The 14339-nt window shown below is 73.7% G+C and carries 12 protein-coding genes; 6 read left to right on the top strand and 6 right to left on the bottom strand.

Annotated elements, in window-relative coordinates; translation table 11 throughout:
• Window positions 1-89: 89 nt before the first annotated feature.
• A complete protein-coding gene (locus ACZ45Z_RS29495) occupies window positions 90-1154 on the top strand; it encodes a S1 family peptidase (protein WP_468368708.1) in 1065 nt (354 codons plus the stop codon).
• Between the two features lie 163 nt (window positions 1155-1317).
• Here ACZ45Z_RS29495 and ACZ45Z_RS29500 read toward each other — a convergent pair whose 3' ends face one another.
• Both ACZ45Z_RS29500 and ACZ45Z_RS29505 read right to left on the bottom strand, forming a co-directional pair.
• A complete protein-coding gene (locus ACZ45Z_RS29500; RefSeq protein WP_468368710.1) occupies window positions 1318-1755 on the bottom strand; it encodes a subtilase-type protease inhibitor in 438 nt (145 codons plus the stop codon).
• A gap of 370 nt (window positions 1756-2125) precedes the next feature.
• Entirely contained in the window at window positions 2126-3172 is a 1047-nt protein-coding gene (locus ACZ45Z_RS29505) for a DUF3533 domain-containing protein (RefSeq protein WP_468368712.1), read from the bottom strand.
• Between the two features lie 215 nt (window positions 3173-3387).
• Between ACZ45Z_RS29505 and ACZ45Z_RS29510 the strand changes: the two genes are divergently transcribed.
• Window positions 3388-7110, top strand: coding sequence for a DNA polymerase III subunit alpha (locus ACZ45Z_RS29510; protein ID WP_468368715.1), 3723 nt, complete (start codon window positions 3388-3390; stop codon window positions 7108-7110).
• Window positions 7107-8132, top strand: coding sequence for a DNA polymerase Y family protein (locus ACZ45Z_RS29515; RefSeq protein ID WP_468368718.1), 1026 nt, complete (start codon window positions 7107-7109; stop codon window positions 8130-8132). Before ACZ45Z_RS29510 ends, ACZ45Z_RS29515 begins: the two co-directional genes overlap by 4 nt.
• A 90-nt stretch (window positions 8133-8222) precedes the next feature.
• Here ACZ45Z_RS29515 and ACZ45Z_RS29520 read toward each other — a convergent pair whose 3' ends face one another.
• Window positions 8223-8861, bottom strand: a complete 639-nt coding sequence (locus tag ACZ45Z_RS29520; RefSeq protein WP_468368720.1) for a pyridoxamine 5'-phosphate oxidase family protein — start codon at window positions 8859-8861, stop codon at window positions 8223-8225.
• Window positions 8862-9158: 297 nt separating this feature from the next.
• Between ACZ45Z_RS29520 and ACZ45Z_RS29525 the strand changes: the two genes are divergently transcribed.
• Window positions 9159-10016, top strand: coding sequence for an esterase/lipase family protein (locus ACZ45Z_RS29525; RefSeq protein ID WP_468368723.1), 858 nt, complete (start codon window positions 9159-9161; stop codon window positions 10014-10016).
• A 73-nt stretch (window positions 10017-10089) separates the two neighbouring features.
• Here ACZ45Z_RS29525 and ACZ45Z_RS29530 read toward each other — a convergent pair whose 3' ends face one another.
• Complete coding sequence (locus ACZ45Z_RS29530; protein WP_468368726.1) at window positions 10090-10674, bottom strand: TetR/AcrR family transcriptional regulator; 585 nt, start codon at window positions 10672-10674, stop codon at window positions 10090-10092.
• A gap of 100 nt (window positions 10675-10774) precedes the next feature.
• On the opposite strand from ACZ45Z_RS29530, the gene ACZ45Z_RS29535 reads away from it, so the two are divergent.
• Window positions 10775-11281, top strand: coding sequence for an SRPBCC family protein (locus ACZ45Z_RS29535; RefSeq protein WP_468368729.1), 507 nt, complete (start codon window positions 10775-10777; stop codon window positions 11279-11281).
• Here the strand turns inward: ACZ45Z_RS29535 and ACZ45Z_RS29540 are convergent.
• Window positions 11247-12530 carry an APC family permease gene (locus ACZ45Z_RS29540; protein WP_468368730.1) on the bottom strand — a complete coding sequence of 428 codons (1284 nt, stop codon included), beginning with the start codon at window positions 12528-12530 and terminating at the stop codon, window positions 11247-11249. The genes ACZ45Z_RS29535 and ACZ45Z_RS29540 overlap by 35 nt on opposite strands.
• A gap of 80 nt (window positions 12531-12610) precedes the next feature.
• Here ACZ45Z_RS29540 and ACZ45Z_RS29545 point away from each other — a divergent pair, with 80 nt between their 5' ends.
• The gene (locus ACZ45Z_RS29545; protein WP_468368732.1) at window positions 12611-13069 is read left to right on the top strand and encodes an Lrp/AsnC family transcriptional regulator; all 459 of its coding nucleotides are present in this window, start codon (window positions 12611-12613) and stop codon (window positions 13067-13069) included.
• Window positions 13070-13129: 60 nt separating this feature from the next.
• Here the strand turns inward: ACZ45Z_RS29545 and ACZ45Z_RS29550 are convergent, their stop codons facing one another.
• The gene (locus tag ACZ45Z_RS29550) at window positions 13130-14140 is read right to left on the bottom strand and encodes a lytic polysaccharide monooxygenase (RefSeq protein WP_468368734.1); all 1011 of its coding nucleotides are present in this window, start codon (window positions 14138-14140) and stop codon (window positions 13130-13132) included.
• Window positions 14141-14339 lie beyond the last annotated feature (199 nt).

The following is a 14339-nucleotide window of genomic DNA, read 5'->3' on the forward strand; positions in this document are numbered from 1 at the left end:
GGCGGACCCGTTCGTGTCGCCCTCTCTCACTCTCCGGGCCCGGACCTCTCCCCACAGAGCGGGCTCTTCCCCCCACGGGAGGCTTTGAGTTGAAGCACCGACGCATACCCAAGCGGCGCGCGGTCCTGGCCGGTGCCGGAGCGCTGGCCGTCGCGGCAGCCGCCACCGTCACCCTCGCCCAGGCCAACGCGACCCCCGCCCCCACGGTCGCCGAACTGACCTCCACCGCCGCGAGCACGCTGGCATCCCAGCTCAAGACCGGCACGGCCGGCGCCTTCTACGACGCCAAGGCCAAGAAGCTGGTGGTCAACGTCGTCAACGAAACGGCGGCCGAGGCCGTACGCGCCAAGGGCGCGGAAGCCAGACTCGTCCGGCACACCCTCGCCCAGCTCGACTCGGCCCGCCGGACGCTGAAGGCGAAGGCCACCATCCCCGGTACGTCCTGGGGCATCGACCCCCGGAGCAACAAGGTCGTGGTGACCGCCGACCGCACGGTCAAGGGCGCCCGGCTCGACCGGCTGACCGAGGTCGCCAAGGGCCTCGGCGACAAGGTCGAACTCCGCCGCAGCAAGGGGGAGTTCAAGCCCTTCATCGCCGGTGGCGACGCGATCTGGGGGAGCGGCTCGCGCTGCTCGCTCGGCTTCAACGTGGTCAAGGACGGCCAGCCGTACTTCGTGACGGCCGGGCACTGCGGCAACGCCGTCAAGAGCTGGTCCGACCAGCAGGGCGGCTCGGAGATCGCGGCCACCGAGGACTCCAAGTTCCCCGGTGACGACTACGCCCTCGTCAAGTACACGGGGGACACCGCGCACCCGAGCGAGGTCGACCTCTACAACGGAGGCACTCAGAAGATCACCAAGGCCGCGGAGGCCACGGTCGGTGAGAAGGTGCAGCGCAGCGGCAGCACCACCCAGGTGCACGACGGCACGGTCAAGGCGCTGAACGCGAGCGTCAACTACCAGGAAGGCACGGTCGAGGGCCTGATCCAGACCGACGTCTGCGCCGAGCCCGGCGACAGCGGTGGCGCGCTCTTCGACGGGGAGTCGGCCCTCGGCCTCACCTCCGGCGGCAGCGGCGACTGCTCCTCGGGCGGTGAAACCTTCTTCCAGCCGGTCACGGAGGCCCTGGAGACGTACGGCGCGCAGATCGGCTGACCGCCCCGCACGGTGGCGGCGGGAACGTCGTGACCTGGGCCCCGGCCCGTGCGGCGCAAGGCACCGGCACCCGGACAACTGTGGCGTCCGGGTGCCGGTGCCGCGTCGGGGGGCGGTCCCCCGGGCATCGCCGTCCGATGTCCGGGAGCCTGGACCGGTCGGGTCAGAAATCGAAGACCGAGCCCTTGGAGGCGGTCATCACGCAGGAGTTGGGGAAGGTGTGCGTGAAGGACACCCGGCGGCCGTCCCACACGCCGTCGACGGTGACCGTGACGGGTCGGTATTCCCTGGTGCACATCCTGTCCGGCGCGGGGGTGGTCGCTTCGGTGAAGTCACCGGATATCGAACGCATCTGGGCGCAGGCCGCTCGCGCGTTCGGGTGGCTTCCGGTCGCCGTGGGCGTACAGCTCAGCGTCACCGCGCGTTGTACCTGGGTGGTCGCGCGGCTTTCGCCCTGGCCGACGGTGAGCGCCAGTGCCGACGGTGCGTAGAGACCACCGGTCCCGGCGGGCTGCGCCGGGGCGGCGGCCTGCGCGGTAGTGGCCAGCGCACCGGCAACCAGTGCCGCGCCGAGCGCGATTCCCCCAGTGATGTACCGCATGATGAAACAACTCCTTTGCTCGAAGGTGCAGATACCGGACGGGAGTCTGCTCCAATGCCCACTTCGAACGCACATCGAACGATCACTTTCAGTCGATAGATGAAAGCTGTGCGTAGTGGCGTGAAGGAGTGCCGTGGGGTGCCGGCGCGGTCGTCGGGGTGGTGGCGTCCGGCCAGCACGGATGGGGAGGAAGTGATCTCCTGAGGGGGGTTTGTTCAGGGGCGAAACGGAAGAATCCGGCCGCCCGACCGGTCGTTCGGATGAGTGTCGATCTCCGTCGAATGGCCGAAGAGGGGGGCGGGAGGCCGCCTCCGCATCGGCGCGGCGCCGTTCGTATACCGTCCGGGGCGGGTCGGGACCGTGCCGGCGCTCAGGCCGGCAGCCGCTCCCCGTCGCCGTTCCGTTTGCGAAGCATCGCGAGGGCGACCGTGAGCAGCGCCCCGCCCGCCGCCCAGGCGGAGAGCACCAGGAGCGGGCCGGTCAGCGCGTTGCCGCGGAAGTAGGCGACGGAGCGGGCCGCCCAGGTGCCCGCGCCCGGGGGCAGGGCGGGCCCGATCGCGCGCCAGAACGGCGGCAGCAGCGGATACGGATAGGCGCCGCCCGCGCTCGGATTGCCCAGGATCACGACGACCAGGATCGCCAGGCCGATGCCGATGACGCCCAGCAGCCCCTGGAAGGCCAGCGTGGTGGCTCCCACGGCGAAGACGATCAGGGCGCCCAGCCCCCACAGTCCGTAGGCGCTGCCGGGCAGCGCGCCCAGGACGGGGCCCACGACGATCGCGCCGGCCAGGCCGGCGGCGACCGAGTACAGCGCGAGGGCGGCCAGGCGGATGACGGCCCGGGACCCGTTGGCCGGACGCGCCCCCGCGCTGATCGCGAGGATCGCGGCGCACAGGTAGCCGCCGACGCACCAGCCCACGACCAGGTAGAAGGACGACAGGCTGCGGGAGTCGCCGCTGTCCGCCGGGGTCACGTCCACCGTGCGCACAGTGCGCCGCTGGGCCTTCTCCGCCTCCCGGACGACGAGTTCGACCGCCTGGGAGAGGGAGGCGCCGCCGCCGCTCGCGACCAGCAGCCGGTCGGTGCTGCCGCGCGGATCGACGATCAGCGCGGCGTCGATCTCCCGGTCCGCGATCTGCCGCCGCGCGGCCGCCTCCGAGGACTGCGCGCGCGGGTCCAGGGGTGAGCCGGGCAGCCGGTCCAGCTTGCCCACCAACTGCCCGCCGGCCTGCGCGGGAGCGACCACGGCGAGCGGCACGTCCGTCGGCCTGGGGTGGTGGAAGGCGCCGGTGTACGACGTGATGAACGCGACCATCAGGCCCAGCACGCCGAGGACCAGCAGCGCGGCCCGGACCGTCACCGCGTCCTTCACCTCCTGCCGGAAGGTGGTGGAGGTGCCGTCGTCCGTCGTGGCCATGCGCCGCTCCTCGCCCCGTTCGTGCCGTGATCCCGCAGGGTGGTTTGCCCCATATCTTCCGGGCGGTCGGGGGATCGCGCCGACCGGACGGGGCTGATCGGCGGACGGAGGCGCCCTTCGAAAGGTGTTCGTACGAATGTTCGAGTGAGAGTTATGATGGAGAGAGAAACGAGGGATTCAGGACAAGTCGGGGGCGGATGAGGCAGGAGGTGCGGATGCCCGGGTTCACGCATCTGCACACCGCTTCCGGGTTCTCCCAGCGCTACGGCGCCTCCCACCCGGAGCGGCTGGCCGAGCGCGCCGCCGAACGGGGCATGGACGCCCTCGCGCTGACCGACCGGGACGGCCTCTCCGGCGCCGTCCGGTTCGCCAAGGCCGCCGCCGAGGCCGGCATCCGCCCCCTGTTCGGCGCGGAACTGGCCATCGCGGAACCGGCCACCGGGGAGCACGGGTCCGCCCCGCACCCCACCACCCGCCCGCGCACCCCCGTACGCGGCGGCGCCTTCCTCGACGAGTCCGCGCCCCGCGCCGTCTTCCTCGCCCGCGACGGAGCGGCCGGCTGGGCCGCCCTGTGCAGGCTGGTCTCGGCCGCCCACGCGGGCCGTGGTGACCACCCCGTCCTCGCGTGGGGCGCCCTGGAAGCCGCACCGGACGGACTGAGCGTCCTGCTCGGGCCGGACTCCGAGGTCGGCCGGGCGCTGACCGCCGGCCGTCCGGACCGCGCCGCCCGGCTCCTCGCCCCCTGGCGCGAACTGTACGGCGACGCGCTGCGCCTGGAGGTCGTCGACCACGGTCGGGACGGCAGCGGGCCCGGCTCCCGCCGGCTGGCCGCCCGCACCCTCGGCTTCGCCGTCGACCAGGGCCTGCCCGCCGTCCTGACCAACGCCGTCCGCTACGCCGACCCCGGCCAGGGCCCGGTCGCCGACGTCCTGGACTCCGCCCGCCGCCTGGTGCCCGTCGACCGGCACCGCCCCGAGACGTGGGACTGCGGCGAGCGGTGGCTCAAAGACGCCGCCGCGATGCGGCACACCGCCGAGCGGATCGCCGAGGCGGCCGGATTCCGCCGCGGCCTCGCCCACCGGCTGCTCACCATGACCGAGGAGACCGCCGCGGAGTGCCTGGTCGACCCGCGGGACGACATCGGGCTCGGCCGCGTCCACTTCCCCGAGGCCCGCCTGGTCGGCGCCGAACACCGCACCGCCGCTCGGGTGCTGCGCTCGCGCTGCGCCGCCGGGATGGTCCTGCGCGGCTACGACCGCGACCGCGCCCGCTGGGAGCGGCTGCACGACGAACTGCGCACCATCGAGCGGCTCGGCTACCCCACCTACTTCCTCACCGTCGCCCAGGTCGTCGAGGACATCAAGAAGAAGGGCATCCGGGTCGCGGCCCGCGGGTCCGGCGCCGGATCCCTGGTCAACCACCTCCTGGGCATCGCGCACGCCGACCCCGTCGCCCACGGACTGCTGATGGAGCGCTTCTTGTCCGAGCGGCGGAAGGCGCTGCCCGACATCGACATCGACGTCGAATCCGCCCGCCGTCTGGAGGTCTACCGCGCGATCTTCGACCGCTTCGGCGCGGAACGGGTCGCGACGGTCTCGATGCCCGAGACCTACCGGGTGCGGCACGCCGTACGCGACGTGGGCGCCGCCCTGGGCATGGACCCGGCCCGCGTCGACCGCCTCGCCAAGTCCTTCCCGCACATCCGGGCCCGCGACGCGCGGGCGGCGCTGGCCGAACTCCCCGAGCTGCGCGGAGTGCGCCAAGACGGCGACGAGCGGCTGTGGGAGCTGGTCGAGGCGCTGGACGCCCTGCCGCGCGGCATCGCCATGCACCCGTGCGGGGTGCTGCTCTCCGACGCCTCGCTGCTGGACCGTACCCCCGTCGTACCGACCAGCGGCGAGGTCCCGGACAGTCAGGGACCGGGAAGCTCACCCCTGCCGATGTCCCAGTTCGACAAGGACGACGTGGAGGAGATGGGGCTGCTCAAGCTCGATGTGCTGGGCGTGCGCATGCAGTCCGCGATGGCGCACGCGGTCGCCGAGATCGGCCGGGCCACCGGGCGGCGCGTCGACCTGGACGACCCCGCGCAGGTGCCGCCGGGCGACCCGGCCACCTACGACCTGATCCGCTCCACCGAGACCCTCGGCTGCTTCCAGATCGAATCGCCGGGCCAGCGTGACCTGGTCGGACGGCTCCAGCCGGCCACCTTCCACGACCTGGTGGTCGACATCTCGCTGTTCCGACCCGGACCGGTCGCCGCCGACATGGTGCGTCCCTTCATCGAGGCCAGGCACGGCCGCAGGCCGGTCCGCTACCCGCACCCCGACCTGGAGGAACCGCTGCGCGAGACCTACGGGGTGGTGGTCTTCCACGAGCAGGTCATCGAGACGCTGCGGATCATGACCGGCTGCGCCCGGGACGAGGCGGACGAGAAGCGGCGCGCGCTGTCGGATCCGGAACTCCAGGGCAGGGTGCGCGCCTGGTTCGCGGCGTGCGCCGAACGGCGGGGGTACGCGCCCGAGGTGATCGCGCGCACGTGGGAGATCGTCGAGGCGTTCGGCGCGTACGGCTTCTGCAAGGCGCACGCGGTGGCCTTCGCGGTGCCCACCTACCAGTCCGCCTGGCTCAAGGCGCACCACCCCGCGGCTTTCTACGCCGGGCTGCTCACCCACGACCCCGGGATGTATCCCAAGCGGCTGCTGCTCGCGGACGCGCGGCGGCGCGGGGTGCCGGTGCTGCCGTTGGAGGTGAACCGGTCCGGCATCACCCATCGGATCGAACTGGTGTCCGGTTCGGTGCGTGGAGAGGGGTATGGGAACGGCAAGGGCGAGGGGAACGGCAACGGGAACGGCTCCGGGGTCTGGGGGCTGCGGCTGGCGTTCCGTGACGTCCACGGGATGAGCGAGGCCGAGGCGCGGCGCCTCCAGGACGGTCAGCCCTACCACTCGCTCCAGGACCTGTGGCAGCGCGCCCGTCCGAGCCGCCCGGTGGCCGAACGCCTCGCCCGGGTCGGCGCGTTGGATGCCTTCGGGGCCAACCGGCGGGACCTGCTGCTGCACCTCGCCGAGCTGCACCACCGCCGGCGGAGCGCACCCGGCGGGCAGTTGACCCTGCCCGCGGGAGCCCTCGACGCGAGCGGCCCGGTGGACCCGGGCGCCGACGTGGTCGAGCCGGCCGGCCTGCCCGACCTCAACGACGTCGAACGCCTCAGCGCCGAACTCGGCGTCCTGGGCATGGACGCCTCCCGGCACCTGATGGCCGACCACCAGGAGTTCCTCCAGGAGCTGGGCGCGCTGCCGGCCCGGCTGCTGCGCGACGTCGGGAACGGTGAGACGGTGCTGGTCGCCGGGGCCAAGGCGGCCACCCAGACGCCCCCGATCCGCTCCGGCCGCCGGGTCATCTTCACCACCCTGGACGACAGTACGGGCCTGGTCGACTGCGCCTTCTTCGACGCTGCCCCGGGCCCTGGGGCCCCGGGAGAGACCACCAGTGCCCTTGCCGCATGCGCGCACACCGTTTTCCACTCCTGGCTGCTGCTGGTGCGCGGCACGGTCCAGCGGCGCGGGCCGCGCAGCCTGAGTGTGGTCGGCGCCGCCGCCTGGAACCTCGCCGAGCTGGCCGAACTGCGCCGCGAGGGCGGCCTGGAGGCGGTCACCGCCCGGCTCGCGGCCGGTCCCGGCCGGGCGGCGGGGGAGCCGGACGGATCCGGAGCCCCGGACGGCGCGGGCGGCAGGGACGACCCCCGGGGAACGGGCTCCGGGGACGCGGACGACTCCGGGGACGCGGACGGCTCCGGCGGGCCGGACCCCGCTCGCGGGCGCACCATCCGGCTGCCGACCGGCTACGAACTGCACCCCTGGGCCGATCTCCAGCCCGCCGGTGAACGCGCCGCCACCGGACGCAAGTTGTGGCACGCCAGCCCGGGGAGCGCGGGATGACCTCCGCACCGCGGCCGCCCGGCATGCTCCACGTGCGGTTCCGCGACGCCGACGACCACCCCGTGAGCGCGGAGGCGTACGAGGAACTGCTGCGGCTGCTGGCGCAGTTCACGCCGGTGATCGAGGCGCTGCCGCCGGACGCCGCGCTGGCCGACGTCCGCGGCGCGGTGCGCTACTTCCACCGGGACGCGGAGGGCATCGCCGAACTGGTGCGGCTGCGCGCCCTGGCCTGGCACGGCGTGCGGTGCGCGATCGGGATCGCCACCAATCCGCTGCTCGCCCGGATGGCGGCCCAGGAAGCCGCGCCCGGGGAGATCCGGGTCGTCCCCGGCGATGCCGCTTCGGTCGCCGCCTTCCTCGACCGCCGGCCGGTCTCGACGCTGTCCGGCGTCGGGCCCGCGACCGCCCGCACCCTGTGCGCGTACGGACTCGACAGCGTCGGCCGGATCGCCGCCGCGCCGCCCGCGACCCTGCAACGGATCCTGGGGGCGAAGGCGGGCCGCATGGTGCACGAGCGGGCCCGCGGCATCGATCCGACGCCCGTCCGGCCCAACGCCTCCGCCCGCTCGATCGGCGCCGAACACCGCTTCGGCCACGATGAGCTGGACCCGGAGCGGCGCCGCCGCGCGCTGCTCTCCCTCGCCGACGACCTCGGGGCGCGGATGCGCGCGAGCGGGCAGGTGGCCCGCGTGCTCACCCTCACCGTGCGCTACGCCGACCGCTCCACGACGACCCGCACCCGCCGGCTGGCCGAACCGACCGCGCACGGACCCGCGCTGACCAGGGCCGCCTACGCGCTGCACGCCGCGCTCGGCCTCCAGCGGGCGCGGGTACGGTCCCTCGCGCTGCGGGCGGAGGACCTGGGCCCGGCCGAACTCGCCGCCCGGCAGCTCATGTTCGACCCGTCCGACGACAAGGCGCACCGGATCGAGGCCGCCGTCGACCGGGCCAGGGCGCGCTTCGGCGCCGGGGTGGTGCGGCCGGCGGCGAAGTTCGGCGGCGCCGGCCGCCGGCAGCCGTGACCGGCGGCTCCACCGGCCGCCTCCCGGAGCCAGGGAGCGTCGGCGGTGCCGTTGACCGGCGCCGCCTCCCGGATGCGTCGGCCGCGTCCTTCAGCCGTACAGTCGCTCGGCGTACCGCGGGCCGTAGTGCTCCTCCAACTCCTCCAGCGGGACGTCCTGCGCCTCGATCTCCTTGACGATCCGGGCCCGCGTGGGCAGCGCGTCCGGCTCCCAGGTCTCCGGCCGCCACAGCTCCGAGCGCAGGAACGCCTTGGAGCAGTGGTAGAAGACCTCCTCCACCTCGACCAGCAGCGCCAGGCGCGGGCGGTTGCCGTTGACGACCAGGTCGTCGAAGAACGGGGCGTCGCTCAGCAGCCGGGCCCGGCCGTTCACGCGCAGGGTGTCCCCGCGCCCCGGCAGGACGTAGTTCAGCCCCACCCGTGGATTGCCGAGGATGTTGCGGAAGCTGTCCAGGCGCCGGTTGCCGGGGCGGTCGGGGATCACGAGGGTGGTGTCGTCCAGGACGTGGGTGAAGCCCGCCGGGTCGCCCTTGGGCGAGACATCGCAGCGGCCCCGCGCGTCGGCGGTGCCTATCAGGCAGAACGGCGAACGGGCCAGCCACTCGCGGTCCAGGGCGTGCAGCCGGTCGCGGGTCTTGTTGGCGGCGTGCGCCGTCGGCTCGCCCATCAGCTCCCGCAACTCCGCCTCGGAAGCGATCTCCGTGATCCCCGCCAGATCCGCCTTCTCCACCGGACACTCCCCTCGTCACCCAACCGGCCAACGTCTTTCCGACTCTACGGCAGGCCACTGACAACGCCAGTGGAGCGGCGGCAGTCGGGGTGCGCGGCACGGCGCGGCAGGGGACCGGGCAGACCTGGACGTCCGGTGAGCGTTGTGTGGCGTTTCCTTCACCGTCGCGCGACTGGTCCTCATTGCTTACCCGGCCGTAACTTTAACTTTCAGTCAAACGTTGGCCCTTGCGATCCGGATCGCAGGTGAACGGCTCACGAGCACTTCGGAGTCCCCTCACCCCGCAAGGAGCATCGTATGAAGCTGCGCCGGTCACGTGCGCGTGCCCTCCTCCCCGTCCTCGCCCTGGCGATCGGTCTCACCACCGCCGCCCCCGCCACCGCCGACGCCTCCACCGTCAGCAGCGGTTGGAACGACTTCTCCTGCAAGCCCTCCGCCGCGCACCCCCGCCCGGTGGTCCTCGTCCACGGCACGTTCGGCAACTCCGTCGACAACTGGCTGGGCCTCGCGCCCTACTTGGTGTCCCGCGGCTATTGCGTCTTCTCCCTGGACTACGGTCAGCTCCCCGGTGTCCCGCTCTTCCACGGCCTCGGCGCGGTGGACGCGTCGGCGCGCCAACTCGCCGACTACGTCGACCGGGTGCTGGCCGCGACGGGAGCGCGGAAGACCGATGTCGTCGGCCACTCGCAGGGCGGGATGATGCCGCGCTTCTACCTGAAGTTCCACGGCGGGGCCGCCAAGGTCAACGCGCTCGTCGGCCTGGCCCCCAGCAATCACGGCACCGACGTCAACGGCCTGACCCGGCTGCTGGACCTGTTCCCCGGCGCGAAGGACTATCTCAGCGGCTTCACTCCCGGTCTGACCGACCAGATCGCCGGATCGGACGCCCTCAACCGCCTCAACGAGGGCGGCGACACCGTCCCCGGCGTGCGCTACACCGTCATCTCCACCCGCTACGACGAGGTCGTCACGCCCTACCGGTCGCAGTTCCTCGACGGTCCCGGCGTGCGCAACGTCGTGCTCCAGGATCTGTGCGGGGCCGATGTGTCCGAGCACGTGGCCATCGGTCTCGTGGACCGCCTCGCCTTCCATGAAACGGCCAACGCCCTCGACCCGGCCCACGCCACCCCGACGACCTGCGCGTCGGCCGGCTGACCGGGACCGCCCGCCGGCCGCTTCGCGAGCGGCCGCCTCACGAGCGGGTGACCGCCGTGCGCCCGCCGGCCCGTCAGCCGGCCAGCAGCGCGGCGGTGCACCGCTCCGCCAGTTCCTCCGCGTGCGCGGGCAGCGGTGTACCGCCCCGCAGATGGCGGCGGACCAGAGAGAGCGGTACGTCGACCACGGCCAGGGAGACCCGCTCGACGTCGCGGGCGCCGCTCAGGCCGAGCGCGTCGGCGAGAGCGGCCACCGCCGCGCGCACCCGCCCGTTCCCCTCGTCCGCGCGTCGCCGGTACTCCGCCGGCCAGCCGTCCCGCCCGAAGTCCTGGGCGCCGTACAGCAGCAGCGTCGCCTCCCTGGGGTGGGTGCGGCTCCAGCCCACGATGTGCCGGGCGGCGGCCCGGCCCGCAGTGTGCGGATCGGCCGAGGACGCCAGCGCCGCGAAGTAGCCCTCCTGGAAGCCCTCGACCGTACGCAGCCACACCTCGGCGAGCAGCGCGGGGCGGCCGGCGAAGCGGTGGTAGAGCGAGCCGCTGGGCGCACCGGCGGCGGCCGCCACCGCGGACATCGTGACACCCCCGGGGCCCGACTCGGCCGCCAGCCGCACGGCGGTGTCGAGGAGCAGTTGGGTGTCGAAGCGGGGTGGTCTGGCCATGTTCTGGAGAGTACCCTCCATTATATTGGAGGGGATCCTCTAGAGAGCTCTCTCTAGAGGCTCCTCTCTAGAGGTTGCCCGTCGAACGAAGGAGCGCGCCATGGGTGTCTACAACGTGCACGAGAGGGTCCTGCCGGTGCCGCGGGCCGAGGCCGGCGAACTGATCGACGGACTCTCCGGCGACGCCGACCGGCTCTGGCCGGGCGGCGACTGGCCCCCGATGGTCCTCGACGGCCCCCTCGCCCGGGGCGCACGCGGCGGCCACGGACCCGTCCGCTACACCGTGGCCGCGCACGTCCCCGGACAGTGGGTGCGCTTCGCCTTCAGCGGGCCACGCGGATTCCACGGCTTCCACGAATACACCGTCCACCCGCTCGGCCCGGACCGCACCGTGCTGCGCCACACCCTCGCGATGCGCGCCCGCGGCCCGGCCCGGCTCACCTGGCCGCTGGTCTACCGGCCCTTTCACGACGCCTGCCTGGAGGACGGCCTGGACCGCGCCGAACGGGCCTGTACGGGCACCGTCGCGCGCCCCGCCCGCTGGAGCCCCTACGTCCGCCTGCTGCGCCGCCTCACCGCAGGACCCGGCGCAGCGTCAAGAAGCTGAAGGCGGCCAGAGCCAGCGCCACGGGGATCAGCAGGAGCGGGCCCGCGAAGGCCAGCACCGCCGCCGTCAGCACGGAGCTCGCGACCACGCCGCACCACAGGGGAGTGCGGCGCGGCAGCAGCACCAGCGCGGCGGCCAGCCCGGCCAGGGTCACCGCCGCCAGGCAGGCGGCGGTCGCCCGCATCAGCAGATCCAGGTCCGCGCCCAGGGCGACGGCCGCCGCGCCGAGCAGGACGGCGGCCGCGCCCTGCACCGCCAGCGAGCGCCGCGGCACCTCACCCGGCGCGCCGCCCTTGGCCAGCCACCGCGGCGCCGCGCCGTCCCGGCCCAGAGCCGCGCCCAGCCGGGAGGCGCCGGCCAGATAGGAGTTGACCGCCCCGAACGTCAGGAACAGCGCGGCGGCCGCGGCGACGGGCCGGGCGGCGACGCCCACGCTCTGCGAGAGCAGCGCGGTCAGCGGCGTCTCGGTGGCGGCCGCGGCGGGCCCCAGCGCGCCGATCGTGGCCACCGCGAGACCGAGGTAGAGCACCGTGACCAGGGCCAGCGTCCAGCGGGTCACCCGCGGCAGGTCCCGCCCGGGATCGGCGAACTCCCCCGACAGATGGCTCGCGGCCTCCCATCCGGCGAAGGCGAAGAACAGCACCGACGCGGCCGAGCCGACGGAGGACCAGCCGCCGGGCAGGAACGGTGTGAAGTGCGCGGCGGTGACGCGCGGCGCGGCGGCCAGCACCGCGCACAGCAGCACCGTTGCCAACAGCGCGCCGAGCAGCAACTGCACCCGGCCCGACATCCGCAGGCCGACCGCGTTGGACACCAGCGCACCCGCCAGCACCCCGGCGCCGACCGCCACCGCGCCCGCGTCGCCCCAGCCGACCGCTTCGGCCACGTACTTGCCGCCGATCCAGGAGGCCGAGACCACCCCGATCGGCACCGCCCCGTAGAACCACCAGCCGACGACGGCGGCCGCCCGCGGCCCCATCGCCCGGTGCACATACGTGGCCACGCCCCCGCCGTCGGGGAACCGCGCGCCGAGCGCCGCGAACGCGGCGGCCACCGGCACGCACAGGGCGAGCAGCACGATCCAGGCGAGCACCGAGGCGGGGCCCGCCGCGGCGGCGGCCAGCGAGGGCAGGGTCAGGACGCCGGGCCCGAGGACGGCACCGGCGCACAGCGCGATACCGCTGCCGACGCCCAGCCGCCGTACATCCGGCCGTGCGGAAGCGGGGAGAGATGTTTCTTGTACGGACACAAGGGCAGAACGTAACCGAAAAGTTGATCAGCCCTGGCGTCCGCCGAACGAAATTCGGCGCGTGCGGCACCATGGGGCCCATGGACGACATTGATTCGGCGATTGTCCGAGAACTCCAGCGCGATGCGCGGCAGACCAACCGCGAGCTGGCCCGCATCCTGAACATCGCGCCTTCCACCTGCCTGGAGCGGGTCCGCGCGCTGCGCGCCCGCGGCGTGATCACCGGCTACCGCGCGACGGTCGACCTGCGCGCCCTGAACCGTCCCGTCCAGGCCCTGCTCACGGTCCGCATCCGTCCCATGAACCGGGAGGTCATCGAGCGCTTCAAGGCGTTCCTGACCTCCCTGCCCGAGGTCCTCAACGTCTATGTCGTCGCGGGCGGGGACGACTTCCTCGTCCATGTCGCCGTCCCCGACGTCGACCGGCTGCACGCGCTCCTCATGGACCAGGTCTTCAAACGCCGGGAGGTCGTGGACTGCCGCAGTTCGGTCATCTACCAGCACGTCGCCAACGACATCATCGAGGCGCTCGCGCCCTGACGCGCCGTGGGCCGGCGGGGTTCTGGCGCCCCGCCGGCCCACTCTCCGCTACCCGGCGGCTCAGTCGCGGTGCCGGGCGGCCTTGCGGCGGGTCGTGGCGAACAGCACCCCGGCGCCCACCGCCAGCACGGCCGCGCCGCCCACGGCGATCGGGGCGGTGGAGGCGTCCCCACCGGTCTCGGCCAGCCGCTGACCGGCGACCGGCTTCGCGGCCACGGCGCCGTCCGGGTGCGGGGCGTTCGCCCGCTCGCCGCCGGCCGGCGCCGGAGCGGCCCCGCCGCCCGCCGGGGCCGCGTCCGTGTGGTGCGCGCCGCCGTGGCCCTCATGGCCGGTGCCCACCGACGACTTGCCGGCGCCCGCGGCGATCTGGGTGTCGGTCGGCGCGGAGGCCGTGGGGGCGGGCGCCGTCGCGGAGCCGCCGCCCGCACCGCCGGTGTCCTTGCCGAACACGACGTCGGAGCAGGTGTAGAACGCCTCGGGGCTGTCCGAGCGCTGCCAGACGCTGTAGATCAGGTGGCGACCGGACCGGGCCGGGACCTTGCCGTCGAAGACGTACTCACCGTTGGTGAGCGTCGGGTCGGTGACCTTCGCGAACGGCTTCGCCTCCAGGTCCGACCACTTCAGCGGCTTGGTCGGGTCGTAGCCGGCCTTGGTGAGGTACAGCTCGAAGGACCCCTTGTGCGGAGCGGTGGCCTTGTAGTGGAACGTGTGCTTCCCGGCCCGCATCTTCGAGGACGGCCAGTCCGCGCGCGGCAGGTCCAGGCCCTTGAACTTGTCGTCGCCGCCGCTGCACAGCCGGCCGTCCGGGATCTTCGTCCGCGAGGCACCGCCGGCGTTGCCGTCGCGGACCCCGTTCCAGTCGTAGAACGCCTGCGCGCCACCGGCCCGCACCGCCGCCTTGCACGCCGCGGACCGCGGGCTCTCGGGCCCCTCCGCGTAACAGGCCGAGACCCGGCTGACCGGATCCGACATCGAACCGTGCGCGGCGGCCGTCCCCGCGCCCAGAGCGGTCAGGGCGAGCGGACCGATGCCCAGCAGCGCGATCCCGGCGGCCTTACGACGAGCGGTCATCGTGGGGGTCTCCTTCATCAGGTGCGTGGAACGGGGAGAACTGCGAGAAGGCGCAAGAAGGGGAACCGGTGGGGGGTCGGGACACGAACGCCCGCGCCGCCCCCCGGTGAACGGCGCCGACGGCACGTAACCCCGCCTTGCGCCACGCACGTTAGCCCCGCCGAGCAGCGAATTCGGGGGCCGCGGGCCGATCCTGGAG

It is taken from the genome of Streptomyces sp. NPDC031210 (assembly GCF_055570395.1).